Below are 23,063 nucleotides of genomic sequence, written 5' to 3'. Positions count from 1 at the left end.
GATGACTATCGAGCTTCGACAATTGCTGATACGTTCCCGAGTCGGTAATGATGAATCACAGGATACGGACATCATGGCTGACAGCGAGGCGCGCAATCATTCTCCTGGAGACGGTTTTGCGGACTCTCTGCTGGATGAGCTGGATGAATGGAAGCACCGGCTTGCCGATCATGTGAAATCACCTCGAGAGCGCTGATGGGTGATCGCTACGAAAAATCCGGTAAACGACTTGCAGTGACACCTTGCAAGGTCAAGAAGGACGGGAGTATCTCTGTCGATGGAGATCCGTTCGAGTTGATGCTCAACCCGGCTTCATGGAAACACCGGAAGCAGATTCGATATGTCGATAGCAAGGAACTAGGCAAGTCCGGGAATCATCCGAGATTCAGCAGGATGAACGGGGATACGCTTTCCTTCGATTACCTCGTTGATTGCACTGGCGTGACAGCCCCGGCCAAACACAGCGTCAGAGACCAGATCGACAAGCTCGAGAAGATAATCTACACCTACAATGGCAATTTGCATGAGCCGCGTGTTGTCCGCCTGCTGTGGGGCACTTTGATCTTTTTCGGACGACTGCAGAGCTTGAACATCGAATATACCCTGTTCAAGCCTGACGGTGAACCGCTGCGCGCCAAGGTGGCGTTATCGTTTACCGGGTTCATGAGCACCGTGGAAATGGCGCTACGGGCCAATCGTTCATCGCCAGATCTGAGTCACCTGATCGTCGTCAAGGCCGGTGACACCTTGCCATTGTTGTGCGAGCAGGTCTACGAGGATGGTTCCTATTACCCGGAAGTTGCTCGCTACAACGGCCTGACCGAGTTTCGTCATCTCGAGCCCGGTATGCGACTGGCGTTTCCACCATTGCGCAGGGAGCACTGAATCGTATGGCAGAATCGCCTTCCACCAACAGTACCGGTCCACTCAGCGTCACCTTGACAAGTGACGGCACTGCAATCAGTGACAGAGTGGCGATCATCTCGATGGAGGTCGTGGCTCGCATCAATACCATTCCCTGGGCGAAAGTGGTATTCGAAGATGGCGACATGGCCGCGGGTAGTTTTCCGCTCAGTGATGGCACGCAATTGGTGCCCGGTGCTGTGGTGACCATCGAGGCGGGCTATGGAGGCCAGACCCGAACCATCTTCAAGGGTGTCCTGGTCAAACACGGAGTGCGGGTAGTGCGCAGCGGTCACTCCTCTCTGGTCATCGAGTGTCGAGACCCGGCTGTAAAAATGACACTGGCACGCCGAAATGCTGTTTACACGGACCTCAACGATAGCGAAATTGCCAGCAAACTCATTGGTAGCCATAGTGGCTTGAATGCTGAGGTCGAGAAGACCGAGGTAGTACACGCGGGCATGGTGCAGTACTACGCCACGGACTGGGACTTCCTGCTCAGTCGCGCGGAGGTAAACGGTCAGGTCGTCATAGCCGATTCAGGCAAGATCACGGTAGCTGCGCCCGAGTTCACGGGATCGGCTGCACTTGTCGTCACCTATGGCCAGGATCTGATCGCCTTCGACGCCGAAATGGATGCTCGCTCGCAATGCGCGGAGATCGATGCGGCTGCGTGGGACCCCGAAACACAGGAACTCGTCAAGGTGGGTGGAGAAAAGCCCAAGGGGCGAAGCAAGCAAGGCAACCTCACCTCCAGAGAGCTGGCAAAGGTGGTTGGTCCGAAAACCTTCGGCCTGCAAAGCTCGGCAATCATCGACAAACCTCAGTTAAGCAACTGGGCAAAGGCTGCACAACACAAGGCGGAACTGGCAAGAATTCGTGGTCGTGTGAGTTTCCAGGGTAATGCGTTGGCAAAGCCGGGCTCACTGATCACCTTGAAGGGTGTCGGAGATCGTTTCAACGGTGATGCCTGGATAGGCAGTGTGCAGCATTCCCTCTCTGATGGAGAATGGATAACGGAGGTGGAACTTGGTCTGGCCCCTGAGTGGTTTGTCGAGACGCATGATGTTGATGCCTTGCCTGCATCCGGACGACTTCCAGCCATCCGGGGATTGCACATTGGTGTGGTCGCCAGGGTACATGAAGATCCGGACAATGCTTATCGCGTGCAAGTGCGTATCCCTGTGCTGCACGACGATGACAATCCTGTCTGGGCGAGACTCTCTCATGCTCAGGCATCCAAGGGATTCGGATCCTTCTATGTGCCCGAGATTGACGATGAGGTGGTTGTCGGTTTCATCGATGACGATCCGACACAGGCAATCGTGATGGGAAGTCTCTACAGCAAAGTCAATGAACCACCCTATGACATGCTTGAGCCTAACGACATCAAGGCTTATGTAGGCCGTTCGAAGGTGAAGATAGAATTCGACGATGAACGAAAACGGGTGATGATCGAAACACCAGGTGGCCATCGCATGACACTGGATGACGAAGACAAGAAGGTGTGTGTCGAGGATTCACATGGGAATGTGATGACGCTTGATGATGCGGGTATCAGGATATCAAGTGAAACGGATATTTCCATCATCGCCAGGAGAGACATTTCCCTGGAGGCAGGCGGAAATGTCAATGTCGAGGCCAAAGGTGATATCAAGGCTGAAGGGATCAATATAGAACAGTCAGCCAAGGTGGGTTTCAAGGCAAAGGGCGGGGCGTCAGCGGAGCTGTCAGCCTCGGGTAATACAACTGTCAAAGGCGCCATGGTCATGATCAATTGAACAATACTTGCAGTTTTCACAAGGCAGAAATACTCGTTGAACGGAATGGAGCGAACATGCCCCCAGCAGCCAGACAGACCGATATGCACGTGTGCCCCATGGTTACGCCGGGTTTGCCACCGATACCGCATGTCGGTGGGCCGATAGCCGGCCCCTGCGTGCCGACCGTTCTGATAGGCAAACTGCCTGCTGCGACCTTGGGTGACAGCGCCATTTGTGTCGGCCCACCGGATTCCATCGTCAAGGGCTCGGCAACTGTCATGATCGGCGGCAAGCCGGCGGCGCGCATGGGAGACAGCTGCGCGCACGGTGGCAGCATCGTGCTCGGTGAACCGACCGTGATGATCGGAGGTTGAGCGGCCATGCCTGATGGAAACGCCTTCCTCGGAACCGGCTGGTCTTTCCCGGTCAGCTTCAGCCCACGCGGCCGAGCAGTGGCGATGGTGTCCGAGGAAGAGGATATTCGTGAGGCGCTGCGAATCCTGTTCTCGACCGAACCGGGAGAACGGGTCATGCGGCCGAGTTACGGCGGCGGACTCCGCGCGATGGTATTCGAGCATATCGGTCAGGCAACAGTGACGGAGATCCGTGACCGGATAGAGCGGGCCGTCCTGTTTTTCGAACCCCGTATCGATCTGGAGGGTGTCGAGATTGTTGTCGAAGACGCGTTGGCCGGAATCATCGAGGTCACATTGAGCTACCGCATCCGCAGTACCAACACTCGCAGCAATCTTGTCTACCCCTTCTACCTTCTTCAGGGAACCGACATCGTGGGGTCGGAATGAACCAGACCCACGAGCGTGACGGCACGTCGCAGGCGGATCGCGTACAGCCTGCGCTGTCACCGGGCTACTTCAATGTCGATGAGCGAGGACTGCTGCAGCTGATTGCCCTGGGAGAGCGGCTTGCCGGGAATCTGCTTTTCCGGGATCTGAACGATCGCAAGTCAGGTACCTGGGAGCCCTTGTTTGCCGCTGATGAACTGGCTGTAATGGCCAGTATATCAAGTGTCAACATCGCGCAACTGGAGCATCTGTATCAAAGCCTCAGCGCCGGTGGTGACCTTGCGGCTCAAGGCAGGCTGATTCTGGATCTGGCACGACGATTGGACCAGTGGTTGCTCCGTCTGGGGAACGCTGAACATGAAAGCGCCGCAGAACTCGCCGAGAGAATCTCGCGGATTGTCGAGGGCAGGCTTGCGACTGAATTGCATGGCGTATTGTTGTTGCTCGAAGCGCTGCGGGAAGAAGCGTACAACGGTGAGACTGTGTCTGCGACAAGTGATCGATACAGATTTGCGCAGGTCTGGCAGGCAAGGGAATGGGCAGGTCAATCCCGGGAGGATCAGTGGGGGCATACCTCGACCGCAACAAGTGCCAGCCAGGTTGATCGCGAGGCCGATGCCGATGAGCGTCGTTCTCGCTTGCTGGCGGCGCGCTTTGCGAGTTTCATCGGGACCATCATTCAACTGCAGGAGCTGGTCGCACTGCGTCTCGAGGATAGCCTGGCCAGCGGCAGACATGAGGCGGCGTTCGGCCTGTACGTCGCGTTCTTGCGCCTCTTCGGACGCGCTCAAGACCGGCTGAACGAATTTCCCGGGCAACGTCTGGCATTCTATTATCAGTCAGTGCTGGGCGTATCAGCCCGCAAGGCCCGTCCAGATCACGTTCACCTGGTGCTGGAGCCTGCCGCAGGCGTCAGCGAGGTCAAGGTAGCTGCCGATTCACTGTTTGTTGCCGGACGTGACAGCGCCGGTCGGGACGTGACCTACCGCGCCGACGAGTCGCTGAGATTGATGCCATTGAGGGTTGCGATGCTGCACACCTCCATCCGGGCACGAGACCGCCTCATATCGCCAGAAACCGAATTGGGACTGATCGCGCGAAGTGAAACGGGCAGCTTCCCCGACTCGACAGGCCAGGGTCGGGCACGACCGATGTTCGGTGTCAGCAAACTGGGAACAGGCAATCGGCCTGCACGCTTCGGTTTCTATACTGCCAGTGCTGCGTTGAATCTGGCCGAAGGCGACCGAATCATCATTGCCGATATCGTCATGACACCGGCTCCAGGAGAAGTATTTCCCGAGTTCGAAGATGCCTTGGGCAGTCTGATCGATAGCGCTGATGACAATGCATTTCATGCGGATCTCGGACGCATACTCGGATGGGAATTGCTTGGCGCAAACGGCTGGCTGTCGCCCGAAGAAAGAAGGAGGTTGCTTGCAGTTGTCGCGCAACGCTTCAGTCCAGGTCCTCCCGAACGTCACCTGGCAGGTGTGTACCATACGATTCTCCCTTATCTGAGTCGTGAACGGCTGGCGATTTTCCATGAATTGTTTCGCGACGCTTTCCTGCTGCGTTTTACCGGACCGGACGGCTGGGGTGAGACAAGTGACTTTCACTTCGAGCCGATAGAATCGGCTGGGGACACGCATGCGCTGGGTATACGGCTTGTCTATCGTCCGTCTGCGAGTGCGGCCGCCATCGTGCCTTTTTCGCGCGAACTGCATGGTCCGGATTTCGACACCAACTTGCCGGTAATCGGGTTGCGCATGAATCCGGCCTCTTCCGTTCATGTCCGCTCGCTGTTTGATCAGATCGCAGTCGATCGGGTCGAACTCAGGGTGAGCGCGCGCGGTCTGACCTCGCTTGATCTGTGGAACCAGCTTGGCAGGGTCGATCCAGCCGCTCCGTTTCAGCCGTTCGGTCCATTGCCGGATCGGGATTCACGACTTGTCATCGGTTGTGCAGAAGCAGCATCGAAAAACCTTGTTGCTTTCGATGTCGTGCTGGACTGGGGCGGCTTGCCACTGGGAGAGGGTGGTTTCATCAGACACTACGAGGGCTACGACAAGCGCTACGATACCGATACATTGCGTGTGCGAACGTCGGTACTCAGACACGGCGAATGGATTGACGAAGGTGGTGGGGGCAAGCCGCTTTTCGTGAATGACGGTTCTGGCAATCGTCTGGACTCGCAACGGCGTCTGCCGGTGGATGTCAAGCAATTCAGTCCGCTAGCCACACCACCAACCGGGACACTCGAGTATTCGACACGATCTCGCGACGGTTTGCTACGACTTTCGCTTGATCCGACTCCGCATGGCTTCGGTCATGCAGAATATCCGCGTCTGCTGACCGATGGACTTACGACCAATGCGCGTCGACGAAAATCGGTCGTGTTGCCCAACGAACCCTACACCCCTCGAGTCAATCGCATATCGATTGACTATGTGGCAACGGCCGTGGTCAAGGCTGATCCGGGTATCACGGATCTGCACGACTCTTCAAGTGATCGACTGCTGCACGAGCATCCCTTTGGCTGGTGTAATGCCTGGAGTCCACTAGGCCGTGAAGGTTGCCCCTTGCTGCCACGACATCCGATGGAGGGAATGTTGCTCATCGGCTTGCAGGGTGTGCGGCCCGAAGGTGAACTGAAACTGTTGTTTCATCTCAACGATGATGCGAGCGAGACGGATGATCTTGTGAATACCGAGATCGGCTGGTTCTATCTGGCGTCCAATCGATGGCTGCATTTGCCTGCAAAACGACTGCTGTCGGATACCACCAAGGGCTTCTTTCGCTCCGGAATCATCACGATAAAGGTGCCCGCAGATATCAATCAGGACAACACGCTGCTACCTGGCGACTGCTGGTGGTTTGCTGTTGGCGCCAACGGTGCCCTGAACAGTTTCCCGACGTTGTATTCGGTGTCTACCAACGCACTTCGTGCGACGCGAGTTCCAGCCACAGAGGAAAACGCGCCTGCCGAGCCGGATCCGGAGCCCGGTTGGCCCGGTGGGCGGGGTGCAATCTGGCAAAGTGCCGTTGGCGGCGTAGGCCGAGTGCGACAGACGGGCGTAGCGTTCGGAGGTTTCCCCGTGGAAACCCCTGCGGCTCGCCAAACCCGGGTAGCCGAACGCTTGCGACACAAGAAGAGAGCACAAACTCCCTGGGACTATGAGCGCCTGATTCTGGAGCGTTTTCCCGGGGTGGCCAAGGTCAAGTGTTTTACCAATACCAGTGCCGATCGAGATGATGAAGCGCCGGGACATGTGTTGGTTGCGGTGGTGCCGGATATCAATCGCAAGTGGTCATCCAGTCCCTCGACGGCACGGTTCGACTCACTGGAACTGCGGGAGATGCGCGCCTATCTACAACAATCGTGCTCGCCTTTCGTCACGCTGGATGTGCGAAATCCGGCACTCGAACAGGTGCAGGTTCATTGTGCCGTGCGGCTGGACGAGGATATTGCCAGCGGTGAGGCACTGCGTCGAATCGACAGCGCCATCTCCGATTTCATTTCTCCCTGGAAGGATGGTGGTTACGGCGTTTCCTTCGGTTGGCGGATTCAGCGCAAGGATATCGAGGCGCTATTGTCAGCGTTCCCCTGGGTCACCTTCGTGACCGCGTTTTCAATGCTGCGTGTCACCCGTGACGGGACAGGGAAATACAGTCTTGATGATACCGCTGCGGCGGGTTCCAACGGCGCCGATTCGATCCTGAGCGCCGAGGATATCGCGCGCAAGTGGCGTCTTGAAGAACTCAGACCATCCGTTCCGTGGAGTCTGGCTGTGCCGAGTCGGCGTCATCGAATTGAAATCGTGCGAGATAACGAAGAACGACAGCCCTCACCGGCAGGGGTTGGCAGACTCGAAATCGGCAGCACCCTGATACTGGGCAGGCAGGAACACTCGTGACAAGCAACCGCTCGACACTGAAAAAATACTTCGAGGATGGCTCGTTGCCGAGTCAGGATCAGTTTCACGATCTGATCGATTCCGCACTCAATCTCAGTGATGATGGATTTCGGAAAACGCCCAGTGAGGGACTACAGGTATCAACGCAGGGTGGTGAGCAGGCTCTGCTGACCTTTCTGCGTGACATTCGTTCGGTTCACCACCCCTTGTGGCGTCTAGGTTTCGACAAGGATCATGAAGGCACACTCGTCTTTCAGGAATTGCTGCATGCCGATCACAACGATGAGTCCGAAACCAGCCTTGAAAATCGGGCACCCCCCACTCTGGTGCTGGGTCGCGATGGAAGGGTGGGGGTCAATACGCCTGACCCACGTTACTCACTGGATGTCGGCGGTACACTTCGAGTGCCGTGCCGTATCGGCGTGGTGCCGCCCCGGGCGCTGGATGCAGAGAAGGTACCGCCATCTGTCGTCGTGCCCGGTGTCGTGCCTCCGGTACATGCTGATGGTGAGTGGCATGACATTACCGAAGACCTGGAAGGCTGTCATGCCTTCGAGGTGGTGGCAGGCGTTGGCAAGAAGGACACCGGGCGCTATGCACTGTTGCAGGCGAAAGCCATCAATGCGTTTCAGCCTGTCGGATTCTTCTTCAATCTGTTCGGCTGGAAGAACCGGATACGCTGCCATCAGAGCTGGTATCGCGCACGTGCCGATAAACTGTCGTTGCGCTGGGTCGGGGAAAAACATGCCTATCGGCTGCAGATTCGTTCAAATACCGACTATGGCACAGGAGCTGACGGGACACCTGTTCAGATCCGCTATCACGTGACCGATCTGTGGGACGACCCATTGATGGAGGGCTCCTGGAATCCAGGCAGCAGGATGCCGTGATGGAGGAGGCCACCGCAGGCAAGGTATTCATATCGCGCAAGCCGGAGACCAAGCATCCTGACAGCTTCGCTGCCTTGCGTGAAGCGGGTATCAAGCAACTGGAAGCGCTCTGTGGAGACGTCTGGAGTGACTACAATCCGCACGATCCCGGCGTCACCATACTCGAGCAATTGTGCTATGCCTTGACCGAACTGATCTATCGCAACAGCTTCGACACGGCGGATTACCTGACTGGCCCCGACGGCAGGATCGAATTCGAGAAGCTGGCCTTGCATCGGCCAGAGTCTGTCTTTCCTTGCAGGCCGACAACCGACAGCGACTATCGTCGTGCACTGCTCGATGCTGTTCCGTCAATCGATAACGTCTGGCTATCCAATGACTGGCAGCCAGTCGCCCGCAGGCAGGCTCGGGCGGCGCAAGGCCTGCACCCGTTGATCGTACGCGTGGAGTCGGACAGTCCGGAGGAACGATTGCGTGCGGCGGACGCGGTCAAACAGGCTTACCTTGCAAGACGAAATCTTTGTGAAGATATTCTCGGCACGGTACTGGTGGCTCCCGTCATTCCGGTGGAGTTGCACGCGACCATCGAGTTTGACGGAACCCGATTGGCTGATGATGTTCTGGCCGAGATCTTTCACGATTGCGCTGCCCTGATTGCAGCCGATGTCAAGGTCACACCGCTACGTGAATCGCTGGATGCAGATGTTTCTCTGGAGGAACTGTTGAGCGGTCCACTGGCTGGTATCGGGCAACTGGAAGAGCGACGATTCGGCAGTGAAGATGATGTCATCCAGATCGCCGATCTGGTGGCGGCCGTGAGCCGGATTGACAGCGTGGTAACGGTGACGGCCTTGTGGATCGAAAGCGGTTCGGCAGAGGACAGACTCAGACACCATGAGGTCCTGCAACGATTCAGGGACGGGCGTGTATTGCAGTTGCGGGTTCCAAAGCCGGGTGAACCTGACTGTCATGTGAGATTGACCAAAAACGGTCGGCCCTTCGATGCACTGGCCGAGGATCTGTGGCGAAAATATGCAGAGCTGGATTTCAAGGCGCGGGAGCGACGTCAGGCGCGAACACAGATCCATTCACTGTATACGCCACCAAGCGGCAGCTATCGTGATTTCTCGCGTTACCACTCGCTGCAGAATCAGTTTCCGAACGTCTACGGCATTTCTGCCGAAGGAGTACCGGGTTCAGCCCCTGCAGCCGATCATGGTCGTGCGGCGCAACTCAAGGCCTATCTGATGCTGTTCGAGCAATTGCTGGCTGATCATGGCGAGAACACCGAACATCTGGCCGACCTTTTTTCAACCGAGCCTGGTACGTCTGACTCCTATCACTGGCGCTTTCTGGACGCTGATCTCATACCGGGTGCAGAGCGGGTCATTGGTAACGAGGAGCTGGCTCGCCGGTATCATGACGAGACGATGCGCTCCCTTGACGACCACACCGAGCGTCGTTCACGTCTCTACGACCACATGCTGGCTGCCTACGGAGAATCCTTCATGCAAAGCTCCCTCAGGGGTTTTGACCACTACTATGACCGCGAGGAGACTGACAGTGTTGTCGTCGAGAACAAGCTCGAGTATCTGCGTGCCGTTACCACGATTACTCGAGACCGGGCTGCTGCCTTTGATTACACCCGCAGCACCTGTCTTGTACCATTGTCGGCCAGAGAAGGGCCGAATGTGTCCGGACTCGAATACCGCGCCTCACTGCTGCTGGGATTCCGTCAACGGGATCAGCGATCGCTGGTAGCCCCCGTTTCGGGATGCGAGTACGTATCCGCGTACGAATCGCCGGATGACGACGAACTGTCTACAGCCATGAGCGGCGAAACGGCGGAGCTCGAACGGCTGCTGCAGGCATTCGTTGGTGATATATCAACCGAAGCCATTGAGCCTGATGACAGTTTTCATCGCGTGCCAGACTGCGAACGCTCTGAAAAGGCAGCCTTCACCAGATTGCCGGAGGGTTTGACGGTCCCTTCCTTTCGCAGCGCACGAAAGGAACAGTTGTTGGCCGTGGGGGTGCGTGCCGAACGCTATCGTATCGGACGCTGTCCGCAATCGAGTGACGGAGATGAATCGTATGTGGTTGCCTTCAGCGACGGCGAGGATCGCTGGTGGCGCCTGGCAACGGTTGAAGGCCGCACGAGAGCAGAGCATGCAGCGCGTGCCTTGCGCAGTACCCTGATCAGATTGAACGTCAACTGTGAAGGCATGCATCTGCTGGAGCATATTCTCCTGCGACCTTTCGCCGGAGGGGAGCGCCATTTCACGAAAACGCCCGATTGGAACGAAGCCTTGTGGGAAAACTTCTACCCTCTGCGTTTCAGCGTCATGTTGCCTGCCTGGACTGCTCGTTGTCGAGATCCGAATTTCCGCCTGCTCGCCGAAGAGACATTTGCACTGAACGCTCCCGCGCATACGTTCGGGCAATGTCTGTGGCTGGAGACCGATGAAATGAGTGCTTTCGAGCAGAGTCACGGTGAATGGCTGCGTCTGCGACGTGACAGGAATGCCACTGTGGAGGCAATCGATGCTGCGGCGGTCGACCTTGTTGATCAGCTACTGGGATATCAGGCACGCGCCCGTGACGCGAGCAAGCTCTGAGGTGGCCGCCTCTCATGTCATCGGAAGCGTTGAGGTCGAACTCGACTTTGACTCTGCGGACGTGGCCCTGGCCAGCCAGGGCAGACTTGGCGAGATCTTCGGTAACGGGGTCAGAAAGGTCGCTTCGGAGGTCTTTGATGCGCTATCGCCGGAAGGGGAGTGGCTATCCCTTGACAGCGTGGAGATCGATCTGGGCCGACTGCCACAGACACTGCACGCCAGTGAGCTGGAGGGTGTGTTGAGGCGTGCGCTGACGGATGTGCTGAGCGAGCGTATAGTCAGGGCCAGAAGCGGCACGACGACCGAAGGATTGCTCGATACCCGACAGCATGAGCTGAGTATGCTTCTGGGCATGTTGCGCGACGGTCATGCGGGCTGGCAGAGTTCGAGTCTGGCAAGTGCGGACTTTGATGCCTTGTGCCTGCGTGTCGTGCGTGATAACTGGCAGGAGTTGGTGTCTCGCATCACGTCCGCCTCCTCACGCAAGAGTCTGATTCAGCGGCTTGTCGCGCAGCTCCCGGACAGCGCGCTGGGTATGCTGATTGAACGGCTGGCCGTGACAGGGTCGACCGGTCGCAGCGATATCCTGGTCACGCTGTTGTCTCACCTGAGTTCATTACGTTCTCGATCCTCGATCAGGCGCTTGCGACGTGTTGTGGGCAGTGACAGAGTGCGAAGATCCCTCATCGACCAGTTGCAGGACAAGCAGCTGATAGAGGTCAGTGAGGGGTTGGCTGGCGGTGCACGAACTTTCGTCGAAGGCATCGCGCGGCAGTTGTTCGAACACCAGCCATCAATGGATCAGTCCGGAGATGATACAAGGCAGGATCCCGCAGCGAGGCGCTACCTGTTCTGGGACTTGACTCTCGCCTGGGTGTCGGCTGATCGCGGCAGTGACTTCAATCAACGCGCCTACATGGAAGGCGTCGTACGTCAGATGGCGCGACGCAATAACGCCCGTGTGTCTGACGTGCTCGATTCCCTGCACGCTGTTCTGGGTGCGGCGACAGAAACTGACTCGACCCGTCTCAAAGACCTGTCTCTGGTCGAGGCATTGCGGGAGACGCCACGGAGGTCCATGACGTCGACAGAATTCGTGCGGGAATCCGAACGATCTACAGAACCATCATGGGAATCTCCCGAACCCGATGACGCCTTGGCCGGCGATTCTGATCAATGGCAGGGTCTCCAGGCGTCGAATTCGGAAGCCCTGGCTAATGATCGCGAACCGGAATACCCGTCCATATCGAGTCTTGACGATGCATCGCATGCAGCGACTGGGCAGCAAGAAACTACAGAAAGTGGGTCAGTCAGGCGGCTGCATGCCAATGGCAGCAATCAGCCTGCTGAGGCCACGCTGCGACGCACCACCGGTAGTAGCGAGCCCTCTGAAGCAAGCCTTGATGCGGTACTGTCAACTTTGAGCACGGTGATGGAAGGGACAGCGTTTACCGGGCGGGTACCAGATGCTTCTGATATCGAACTGGTGATTGCACAGCGTCCGAGGGCTCTTGCCAGTCTGCTTCTGAACAGACCAAGCGGACACTGGTCCGCCGCTGGAGCGGCGCGTCTGCCAGCGGATCTGCTGAGACGAATGACCGAGTTGCTCATGAAGGAAAGTGGGCGAATACGCAAGGAGCATCTTGACAGCTTGCTGGCCTCGATCAATCGCTTTGCCACACGAAGCTCCCACTCGTCCAGTTTCCGTGCACGAGTGCTGATGGCATGGCTGAACGAGGACGTGATGGACCTGGAAGCAATGGAGGGTCGACCATCTCTGCTGAGTGATCGTGACAGAGTCAAGTACAAGGCAGGCACACCGGATACACCGGATACATCGGATACATCGGATACATCGGATACATCGGATACATCGGATACATCGGATACATCGGATACATCGGATACTCCGATCACAACGGACACACCAGACACAACGGGCACAACGGGCACAACGGACACAACGGACACAACGGACACAACGGACACAACGGACACAGCAGATAAACCAGCCCAACCATCTACGCCGAAAACAGAGTCAGATGTCGGAAAGGAGGTAAAAGAAAGGATGCCAGGCAGCGCGACAGGACACGGCAGTGTTCCGTCCGGCACGCCTCCCACTGCGCAAGCGGATGAGCCATTGATCAAGGCGAAGCAGACACGCTGGATTCATGAAACCCGGCTACGCGAACAATCGACTTCCGTTGATCCACGGATTTCAAGTCAGAATACAAAGCGGAAAGACGTCGCATCGACTGGTGACTACGCCGCAGAGGTCTTTGTGGAAAACGCTGGTCTCGTATTACTCGCGCCATGGATACCCCGCTTGTTCGATATGGCGGGCTTGCTGTCCGCGGGCGTTTTCACTGGCAGAGAGGCAGCGGAAAAGGCGGTGCACCTGTTGCAGTATGCCGTTGCTGGCGAAACAGGTGCGCCGGAATATCGCCTGGTGTTGAATAAACTGTTGTGCGCGGTACCACAGGACGTGCCGTTGCGAAGGCCTGAGCGAATTGCAGAGGAACATGTGGCGATTGTCGAACAACTCCTGACGTCGGTATGTGCGAACTGGCCAGGGCTGCAAGGCACATCGATCGGCGGATTGCGGGAATCGTTTCTGCAAAGGGAGGGGCGTTTGTGTCTGGTCGACGACACATGGCAGTTGCTCGTGGAGGAACGCCCCTATGACATGTTGCTGGACAAGGTGCCCTGGGGGTTCAGAAGTATTCGGTTGAGCTGGATGAAGCGCCTTGTACAAGTGAGCTGGCGATGAATACACAAACTACAGACAATGCAGCAACGCTTGAGCGGGAAATCAACTGGTTCTCTCGTTTGCTTGATACGCGCTTCCAGCACTACTTCGAGCAGGATGGCAAGACCCCCGAGGCGCCGCTCGCCACGCCACCGGACCTGGCTGGCGATGAGTCCGGTTACGCTTTGCTGATCAAACAGAATCAGATGAGCAGTGACGAACGGCTGGTGCTGCTGATGGCCCTGCTGCCTGAAATCCGACCGCAGGCACTGGATGCATTTCTGATTCGCAACAAGGCCCTTGACACCGTGTACACCGAGTTCGGAGGCTATCGTGGCAAGCATCATGGAGGCTTTCTGCCGACACTGGAAACCGTTGCTTTCGTTCTCGCCGGGAGTGAGTTGAAGACGCGCTTTGCGTTGGCCCGTGTACTGTCTGCAGACCACTTCCTGAACGCGCAGGGCATTCTCCGGTTCGAGCAGTCACAGGATACAGAGCCGTTACTGGCGACAAGACTGCTTGTTACCCCGGAAACGCTGGAGCGAGTGACAAGTGGTCCGGTCGGTAGCACCCCGAAACAGACGAGCGGATTCCCGGCACGTCTCATCACGACACGTTTGAGCTGGGACGATCTGGTTCTGGCACCAGAGGTGCTGGACAAGATCGACGATATCAATGTGTGGATACGGAGTTCGCACACCATTCTGGAAGACTGGGGACTGGGTCGGACCTTGAAACCCGGTTTTCGTAGTCTGTTTCACGGACCGCCCGGCACTGGCAAGACCTTGACCGCAACCCTGATCGGTGCCACTGCAGGCGTGGATGTCTATCGTATCGATTTGTCGATGGTGGTCTCCAAGTACATTGGAGAGACCGAAAAGAATCTGGCGAAGGTGTTTGATCGTGCTGAAAATCAAGACTGGATTCTATTCTTCGATGAGGCCGATGCCTTGTTCGCAAAACGTACGCAGACCAGTACGTCGAATGATCGTCATGCGAATCGTGAAGTCTCCTTTTTGCTGCAGCGGGTCGAAGACTATTCAGGCGTTGTCATTCTTGCCAGTAATCTGCATGCAAATATCGACGACGCCTTTGCGCGTCGCTTTCAGTCGGTTATCTACTTTCCCATGCCGAGTGCCGATCTCAGGGTCCGACTCTGGCGAGGCATCATCGGCAAGCAATGCCCGATCGATGATGATGTTGATCTTGACGACATCGCCCAGCGCTACGAGCTCTCGGGAGGGTCTATCGTCAATGTGGTTCGCTACGGTGCCATCAAGGCCGTGCAGCAGGGGCACCCCGGAATCAGACGAGCAGACCTGGTTGAAGGGATCCGCCGGGAATTCGGTAAATCCGGCAGAACGATGCGATGAGCGGACGGAATTCCAAGAGGCAAGGTCGATGAGAATGATCCGCGCAGCGTATGAGAAATGCCGATCAGCCAGCTTCCATCGTATTGCATTCATTGGCTTTTCCCTGCTGTTGTCGGCACCGCTGCAGGCTGTTGACTCCTGCGGCACACTGACGGAGAAACAGATTCTCGAGCTTGTACCGAATCGATCGGTGCAGATGAAGGGTCTGCAGCACTCTGTGTACAACGCCTACCGAAAGAGTCCGGACACGCCAGTCGACCGGCGGCTGAGTGATGGCCTCATCGGCGGAAGGACCATGGAACTGCTTGGCACATTCTGCCGCGACCTTGGAATCGATGCCGGGGAGGACACTGCTGAAGAACTGATCGCTGCGGCCGGTGAGCTCGGACTCTTGCAGGAACGCATGCCCGAATGGCGTGAACAGGTGATTGAAGAGGATTTCCTGACCTGGACAGATTCACTGGAATCCGGCGTGTACGGTGGTTCTCTGCACCTCGACGAAAACCTCCCCGAGGGGCCCGTGCGTTTGTTTCTGCTTGACGCGTTCGCCGAGCGGGTTCAGTCCCCGGACACGTCAGGAAGCAGAGATGCAGAGGGTGGCGCAGGACTCTTCGTATTGACAGAGGACGATCTGGTTCTGGCAAACAGTGGTGCACTGGAGGCCGTGAGCGAAGTCGCTGGAGTTCGCTTCAAGACGCGCCGTGATCTGAGGGTTGCGCTTGGCGAAGCGCTGGAGGGGGCAGAGGACGACGCCTCGCGGATCATGGATGGCCTGCTTGCAAAGGTCGATACCATCGAGACCTTCGGCTTGCAGCAGGATTTTCGCAGCCAGCTTGTCGATGGCGTGCCACCTGATCTGCTTGAGCGACTGGCACTACTGAATGAAGGAGAATCCGACTCACGCCAGGCGTTCATCGAGCGGGCAAATACCCTGGTGGGGGAACTCGACAAGCTGTATCGTAAGCAGATTGCAGACCGAGTACCCATCGTCAGCGAGAACGCTGATCAGTCCGATGTCGTAACAGCTCCGGAGTCCTTCGGCGTGTTGCGCCGCCAACTTCGCGCTGACGGCGTGCCGGAGTCCATACTTGCACGCCTTGGTGCGTCTCTTACCGCAGGCTCGCCACGTGTGGTGGGTGCCGTAACGACAGTGTGGAAACAACGAATCTCCGCTCTGGTTGTGCCGCGTCCGGTCTACATGCTCGCGCCTGAGGTGCTGGAGGAACCGGAGTTGCACGCCAGATTGCAGGCAATGCCAGACGAAGTGGCTGAAGCCATTGCGACGTTGACAGATGTGCGATTTCCGAACAGACATCTGTTTCGCAAGGCATTGCAACTGTCTTTGCCAGGTAGCGCCATGGGAACTGACCTCGAAGACAGGATTCTGGTTCTTGCCAGAAAGAGCAAGACTCATCCGGCATTCGACGACCTCGAACTTGCACCCATAAACTGGGAGGGGACGTCATGCGGCTGCTCGCCAGCCGGATTCAGCGATGGTGGTTATCCGGATGAGCTGTATGGTCTGTTTCCGTATTGGCAAGCTCCACAAGCGAATGCCGATGAAGACGGTGCCACCGTGGAAATGGATTTCAGCGCTCTGAATCGGATTGGCTACTATGGGCTGGGTTTCAACGCCGAAGGTGACATCGTCGATGAACTGCATTGGCGTGAACGTGCTTTTGGCGAGAGCGCGAATCCACTTGCACGTCGAGACTTTGCCGACTTCGTCTACGAAGCTCATCAATATCGCACACAGGTAGATGTCGTCATCCACAACGATGACTGGAGCAGCTGGGTACCTGGCCAAGGCAAGGAAACAAGCAACGTCAATGCACGAGTGGCCACAAGACTGGTCGAGTCGATTGCCGGTCTCATTACCCCTGAGCTGCAGCGACTGAGCAATCGCGTCAAGCCCGTCATCACGTTCGGCATCAGTCCAAGGCGTACACTCGGTGACGGTGTGACGCTGGATTTCGATTTCTCTGCAGCGGGGGATGACACTGCCCAATGGTTGTTCGACAACCATCTTGGAGAAACCTTCTACGAGTCTCTCCACCTGGCATTGAACGGGCCATCCGATGAGGATGGCGAAGACGATGACCCTTTTTCCATCAACCTGATGGTTCCTGCCAGTTGCCTGATCGTTGCGTCGGCCTCGTCCACAAGACCGGACGGATGCGCCTATTTTCAGTTGGAGAATCTGCAATACCTGCTCGAATACGTTGATCTGTTTGTGGTGGACATGAGCGAGTTCGAGCCGCAACCCGAAAATGATGATGTGCTGGCGCTGGATGATCGACTTGAGCGGGTGCGCAGTGGCATGGAGTCATTCGAAGACATCGATGTGCGCCTTGCGGTGCTTGGCAAGCTGGTACCGCTGATCGTCGCGGGGCCGGCAGAGGAGGATGTTGAAGCTCTGTCGGATACCATTGCCTATGAGCGCTGGAATTTTGCCGGTCTCGCGTCCTGGTTGCTGCCGTCACAGGAGACCCTGCACCAGGTGACACGGTCAACTTTCATCGGCGATGGGGGTGCAGGTATTCTGGCCTCGGTGGAGGCGCGTGTATGCGGCGTCGTGTGTCCGCTGCGATGGTATGCGCGAATGTTGCTGTTCGTTGTAGGGATGAGCGCTGCGCTGTACATGCTTGCCTCTCTTCACTGGTTCGGGCTGCGCGAGGTCTATGGTCAGATGTGGTTCCGGATGGCGGTCACCGCCATGGTCGTGTTACTGGTTGCGACATTCTGGTGCGACCCGTATTGGGCTCAAAGGCAATCCTTGTTGATGGTGTTTCTGGTGGCACTGGTGCTGGCGGTCTGGTTGCTGTCACAACGCAGCAAGGAACTCGAGAGAACCTATCCGTGATGACATGGCATGCTCACAATACGCAGTCGCCGGTGAACTGGAATCCACAGAGATGTCATCGTGATACATGCGAATGCCAAGGGTGATCGGCAAGACAACAACACGACATCAGCCGAGGCGTCAGCAAAGTCGTCGGACGGCGATGCGGCGCTGGTCGAATTCTCTGATGATCGCGATGAGGCCGTGCAGCTGCGAAATCTGCAATCACTGGCCGACAACAGCACCCGAATCGCACAGCTGAACAGGAAGGGAGGCGCAGCTCCTCCTGCTGACCCCTTCCCAGGTAAGGGTTATCGACTGGGTGGAACAGGAAGACAGGAGGACAGCCCACTGCTTGATTTGCAGGTTGGTGACGATAGGCCGCTTGCGTCACGTCCGGTGAGTGTCAGACGACGGCGAAGACGCAAGGCTCGATCCGCTCGCCCCCTCAATCTGCCACGCGACCCTGGCAGCATGACAATGATGGAGATGCGTTCTCGGGACAGCGGTGGCGGCGCAGGCTCAGGCTCAGGCCAGCTGTCTGGTGAGGAGCAGCTTGCGAACCGCGGGAGTGGATCCGTCACCCTTGTCGAGAGGCCATCAGAAAGACCTGATGCCTCCATGGAGGAGCCTGGCGAAGTTGCCGTGAGTTTCCCTGGTGCTGGCCATTCATTGATACAGAGTGCTGAACCTGAATCTGTAGCACAGGGGCTGGCAGTCTCCCACATTGGCATCGAATCAGACGAATCAATCGCAGAACCTGTCGGTGAGGGTTCAGTTGAAGCAGCGGCGCTTGCCGAGTGGTACCGAAGTTTCATGCGGACGCGAGGATGGGCCAGCGAAGCCGAGATTACTCAGCTTGCCAATTCATTTGGCGTACGCATCAGGATCGTGGCATGTGACGCGGAAGGTAATCAGCTCTACCCGTACGTTGTGGGCATCGGCGGTCCGCTGTTTGCCATTCGCCGGCAAGGGAACCATTATGACGCCATTGCACCCGATGGTTCCATCATTCAAATTCTCGGCGATGGCAACTGCGGATTTGCGGCGTTTTTTCGTGTGGTGACTGGAAGAATACCTGAGTCGGCTGAGGTCGCCGGCCTGCGCGAAATGGCGGTAGTTGGTCTCGGTGATGATGACATTGCGATCATCATGAATGCCGCTGACGATCAGGATGCCGATCTTGCACGTGCGCTGGGTGGACAGGCCAACAAGACTGTGAACGGACAAGTAGCCGATTCGGGCACGGATGAGTTGGAGGGGCAATTGGCCTTCAAAGGGTCGGTCCACAGATTTGGCGGCGAAGCGGGCAGATATCGTCTGGGCGAGTTGCCCGAACTCACGGAGGAAGAGTCGATTCTGTTCGATCATATTGATTGGGCAGAGATGGAGGCGCAGGATGATGCGAGGCAAGACGTGGCTGGCGAGCGCATCGCGATAGACGTCGAAGGCATGGATGACGCGATGGATGAAGAGGCCGGCGAGCGCATCGCGGTAGACGTCGAAGGCGTGGACGATGCGATGGATGAAGAGGCCGGCGAGCGCATCGCGATAGACGTCGAAGGCATGGATGACGCGATGGATGAAGAGGCTGGCGCGCGCATCGCGATAGACGTCGAAGGCATGGACGATGCGATGGATGAAGAGGCCGGCGAGCGCATCGCGATAGACGTCGAAGGCATGGACGACGCGATGGATGAAGAGGCCGGCGAGCGCATCGCGATAGACGTCGAAGGCATGGACGATGCGATGGATGATCTCGTCGTTGGAGGCGGCCAGCCGATGCCTCAAGGTGGACCGGCACTGCTACAGGCACCAGCGGCAGACGATGCCTTGCCGGAGATTGAAGGCGAAAGTGCGGGAGAAGAGCTGCTCGACTTGATTGCAGCCCTGACTGACCTCAGCGGAAATGTTGGTACTGAGGGGCACAACAATGCCGGAGGCCAGCTTGCCGGTGAGGTCTTCGAGCAGGTTGTCAATGGCTGGTTCGGTAGTCAGGGTGACATTCTGTTGTCCGGCATCTCGGATGCCGGGCAGGCCCTGGCTGACGGGGCTGCCATTGGCATTGTCATCGCGAAAGCGCTGAAAACGCTCAGAGACGACGAGTCCTCACCCGCACAGCGAGTTGGAGCACGGCTGGAATTGGTTCAGGCAACGGCTCGCTTTGCTTCAGCGGCGGGGAAGCTCACTGGGGGAACCTATCACGCCTTGTCGGCAGACTCCTCAATCGCCTCGAGTCCGGATTTCGAGTCTGTCTTTGATTTCGCCGCAACTGGCGGTGATTCGATAGCCACCGATGCCAAGCTTGTCGGTGACGTCGGAGGCGCGATGGCCAGCGTGCTGGGTATCGGTCTCACCGTGGTCAAGCTGGTTGACGAGGTGCAGTCCGGCGAATTGTTGAAGGGTGGTTCATCAGAGGCAACAGGGAGAATCGCACTGCGTGGACTGAAGTTGCTGAGCGGTGCTGGCGGCAGTGCCAAGGCAATCGGATTGATTGTCGGTCAGATTCAGGGAGGAGGCCAGATTGCCAGTGGCTTCGGTGGTGCGGCATTCGACGCAGTTTCCACCAATGTCGTTCCGGGTCTTGGTGCAGCCGTGGCTGCGGCCAACGTTGTACGGCAAAGCTATCTCATTCACAAATTACGCAAGCGAATACAGGTGTTGACGCTTGAGATCGACTCGGGGAGACATGCGGGTGGAGACGTAGAGGCAATGCAATTCATCCTGGAAAACATCACCAAACGGATCAAACGGGCTGCGATAGACATCGGCACCGACCTGGTAGCCGCCGCCGGCAGTATTGTCCAGGCCTCGGGTGTTGGCGCAGGACCCGGTATGGCGCTCAGCGTAGGCAGTAGCGCCACCAAGCTGGGGTTTGCAGGTCACAGGGCGGCAAAACAATCGCTGCGTAATCGATCAGCGAAGAAAAGGCAGGAACAAGGTAAGCATGAAAGCTACGCTGACTGGGAAGCCAGACAGAAATCGAAAACCGGTGGGCGTGGAGTGAAGGCGCGATTGAACCGTGCCATCACGATGAACTGGAGCAAAAGTACCGAGAAAAAGGCCAGACGCTACCTGGAGATGGCTCAGCGTATACTGGCGATGGACAGTGACCAGATATTCAGAACGATGGGGTTGAAGAAAAAGCACCTTGACGTGAAAAGTCGATCTGACAAGCTCGATGTCATCGTTGATGCATTGAGGAGGCGATGACAATGGATCTGCTTCATGCTCAAAGCGTTCTGGAGACCGAAGACTACGAGACTCGTCTGGCAGCGGCGACACCGTCGAGTCCTGTCGATCGCCTCGCCGTGGTGCTTCCCGGGGACGATGAGAGCGAAACTCGCCTGTTGTATCTGTTTGCGTTGCCCGGTCTCGAAGGTGTAGTCACAAGCGGAACACTCATGCAGAGCCTCGTCGATCTGGATGTCGACGTGCCAGCAGAAGCCATTGACACGCTTGTGCGTGTCCTGAACGATGTGAACGCCTCTGTGGCGCTGGGTCATTTCGGATTCGATTCCAATCAGCAACGGCTCCATTACCGTTGCGTACAACTCTTACCCGATCATCCAACGCCGGAAGACGATGCTCGCCTGGTGGAGTCGGTGGCGCTGGCACATTTTCTTGTCGACAGGTTTGGTCCGGAAATCATTGATGCAGTAATGTGAAATTCATATCCACCGGGTGCTTGGTGAATGGCTGATTGCATTCCGGAATTGTCAGGCCATTGAATACAGTTGTGCGTTTGTTAATGTAGTAGCACTGAAGGCCGCCTATCATGAGTACTCATGCTGACAAGGTTCTGGACAATGACAGCTGCGCTGTAGCTGGTCGTTTATTTCAGCGGCGAAGCAGTAGCGAATTCATGTTGTCCCGTGAAAGCGATATCGACTCGTTGGGCATACAGCGAAAGCGCCAGGCGAAAGCAGCCACCGATTCGTCGCGCGCCCGATTGACAGCTCTGCAACAGGCCGCCGATAACAGTCCGCAAAACAGGAAAAGCAATCGCTTGCAGAGGATGGCAAACGATCAATTCGATCAGCATCACCCGAATAGCCAGTCGTCCGGAAACAATACGGGTTTACCCGACAAGCTGAAAAATGGCATGGAAAATCTTTCCGGGATGAGTCTTGATCATGTCAGGGTGCACTATGGCTCGACCAAACCGGCGGCATTGCAGGCCCACGCCTATGCCGTCGGTAGCGATATTCATATTGCCAAGGGGCAGGAGCGACATTTGCCTCACGAACTCGGCCATGTTGTCCAACAGGCGGAAGGTCGGGTCAGGCCCACCCGCAGGGTGAACGGCTTGTCGATAAGCGATGACGTCGGCCTGGAGCACGAAGCGTCGGAGATGGGAGTGAGAGCGCTGGATGATGTCAGGCAAGAAAAACGGTTGATGCACGCAGAAGGAATAGTCCAGCACGTGGCTGATGGTTTTTCTTACGCAGATTCTTGTAAATCTGCTGGAAATCGTAACAGACTGCCGTCTTTTTCCTGTGGTGTCGTGCAACGAATCTCGAAAGAGGAACTTGTCGGATATTTTGAAAGGATCCGGCAGTCGTTGCAGAAACTAAGCGTTGAAGCATCCCTGAACAAGGATCAGGAGTTTTATTTTCAAAGAGTGAGCGGCAAATTGATCGTGCTGGGCCGGCAAGCGAGCGAACTCGAAGCGGGAGATGAAGCGGGTGCAAAGGCATTGAAAAAGGAATGGATACGCTGGTCGAAAACGACAGCCTATTCGCACGCCGGAGGGCAGGAATATATAGAAGAATTACAGAGCGTAAGAACGAGAGTCAACGAGGAAAGCAGTCAAAAAAAGCAGCAACTCGAAAATGAAGAGCTCAGGCGAGTGGAAGCCGGGGCTCGCGCTCAACGCAAGGCTGATCTGCGCAGGAGGAATGATGCGGCTGTTCGTGGCATTCTGCAGCAGGTTGTCAAGGCCCGAAAGGTCTCTGGGCAAGAGCATTACAATGCCGGTAGTAACAAGCATATTACCATTGAAGGGGGGACGGATAACCCATTGAGACTGGAGCATGGCGACAAGGTGGATGATTTCAGGTTGACGGATATCGTGAGCCATGTAAAAGCGTCAGACAGTGCTATAGCAAAAGTGGTTTTTGTCCGTAATACAGGGAACATATTGGTGCATGTCCAATAGCAGCGTGGATCGCGGATACCGCTGGAGGTAGGGTGTCCGTCAATCCT

14 protein-coding genes are annotated in these 23,063 nt (G+C 56.8%); all 14 read left to right on the top strand.

From position 1 onward, the window contains the following. The first annotated feature begins 1 nt into the window (after window position 1). The gene (locus ACUNV4_RS16360) at window positions 2-196 is read left to right on the top strand and encodes a hypothetical protein (RefSeq protein WP_430879661.1); all 195 of its coding nucleotides are present in this window, start codon (window positions 2-4) and stop codon (window positions 194-196) included. Continuing rightward, window positions 196-885: a CIS tube protein gene (locus ACUNV4_RS16355; RefSeq protein WP_430879660.1), complete on the top strand. Its 690-nt coding sequence runs from the start codon at window positions 196-198 to the stop codon at window positions 883-885. Before ACUNV4_RS16360 ends, ACUNV4_RS16355 begins: the two co-directional genes overlap by 1 nt. A 5-nt stretch (window positions 886-890) precedes the next feature. Further along, window positions 891-2,684, top strand: a complete 1,794-nt coding sequence (gene vgrG, locus ACUNV4_RS16350) for a type VI secretion system tip protein VgrG (protein WP_430879659.1) — start codon at window positions 891-893, stop codon at window positions 2,682-2,684. Between the two features lie 56 nt (window positions 2,685-2,740). Continuing rightward, window positions 2,741-3,040 carry a PAAR domain-containing protein gene (locus ACUNV4_RS16345; protein ID WP_430879658.1) on the top strand — a complete coding sequence of 100 codons (300 nt, stop codon included), beginning with the start codon at window positions 2,741-2,743 and terminating at the stop codon, window positions 3,038-3,040. Window positions 3,041-3,046: 6 nt separating this feature from the next. Next, the gene (locus tag ACUNV4_RS16340) at window positions 3,047-3,469 is read left to right on the top strand and encodes a GPW/gp25 family protein (RefSeq protein WP_430879657.1); all 423 of its coding nucleotides are present in this window, start codon (window positions 3,047-3,049) and stop codon (window positions 3,467-3,469) included. After that, entirely contained in the window at window positions 3,466-7,383 is a 3,918-nt protein-coding gene (locus ACUNV4_RS16335) for a baseplate J/gp47 family protein (RefSeq protein ID WP_430879656.1), read from the top strand. The genes ACUNV4_RS16340 and ACUNV4_RS16335 overlap by 4 nt, the downstream gene beginning before the upstream one ends. Next, a complete protein-coding gene (locus ACUNV4_RS16330) occupies window positions 7,380-8,273 on the top strand; it encodes a hypothetical protein (protein ID WP_430879655.1) in 894 nt (297 codons plus the stop codon). The genes ACUNV4_RS16335 and ACUNV4_RS16330 overlap by 4 nt, the downstream gene beginning before the upstream one ends. Next, window positions 8,219-10,891, top strand: coding sequence for a hypothetical protein (locus ACUNV4_RS16325; protein WP_430879654.1), 2,673 nt, complete (start codon window positions 8,219-8,221; stop codon window positions 10,889-10,891). The genes ACUNV4_RS16330 and ACUNV4_RS16325 overlap by 55 nt, the downstream gene beginning before the upstream one ends. Further along, window positions 10,818-13,661 (top strand): contractile injection system tape measure protein, encoded by a 2,844-nt coding sequence (locus ACUNV4_RS16320; protein WP_430879653.1) that lies wholly within the window; start codon window positions 10,818-10,820, stop codon window positions 13,659-13,661. Before ACUNV4_RS16325 ends, ACUNV4_RS16320 begins: the two co-directional genes overlap by 74 nt. Next, the gene (locus tag ACUNV4_RS16315) at window positions 13,658-15,013 is read left to right on the top strand and encodes an ATP-binding protein (protein ID WP_430879652.1); all 1,356 of its coding nucleotides are present in this window, start codon (window positions 13,658-13,660) and stop codon (window positions 15,011-15,013) included. Before ACUNV4_RS16320 ends, ACUNV4_RS16315 begins: the two co-directional genes overlap by 4 nt. A 28-nt stretch (window positions 15,014-15,041) precedes the next feature. Further along, complete coding sequence (locus tag ACUNV4_RS16310) at window positions 15,042-17,876, top strand: hypothetical protein (protein WP_430879651.1); 2,835 nt, start codon at window positions 15,042-15,044, stop codon at window positions 17,874-17,876. A 795-nt stretch (window positions 17,877-18,671) separates the two neighbouring features. Next, window positions 18,672-21,068: a hypothetical protein gene (locus ACUNV4_RS16305; protein WP_430879650.1), complete on the top strand. Its 2,397-nt coding sequence runs from the start codon at window positions 18,672-18,674 to the stop codon at window positions 21,066-21,068. 2 nt (window positions 21,069-21,070) lie between these two features. Beyond that, the gene (locus ACUNV4_RS16300; RefSeq protein ID WP_430879649.1) at window positions 21,071-21,523 is read left to right on the top strand and encodes a hypothetical protein; all 453 of its coding nucleotides are present in this window, start codon (window positions 21,071-21,073) and stop codon (window positions 21,521-21,523) included. A 110-nt stretch (window positions 21,524-21,633) separates the two neighbouring features. Beyond that, window positions 21,634-23,016 (top strand): eCIS core domain-containing protein, encoded by a 1,383-nt coding sequence (locus tag ACUNV4_RS16295; protein ID WP_430879648.1) that lies wholly within the window; start codon window positions 21,634-21,636, stop codon window positions 23,014-23,016. Window positions 23,017-23,063 lie beyond the last annotated feature (47 nt).

The sequence above is a fragment of the Granulosicoccus sp. 3-233 genome (assembly GCF_052681095.1).
This window is presented reverse-complemented; position numbering and strand designations above follow the sequence as displayed.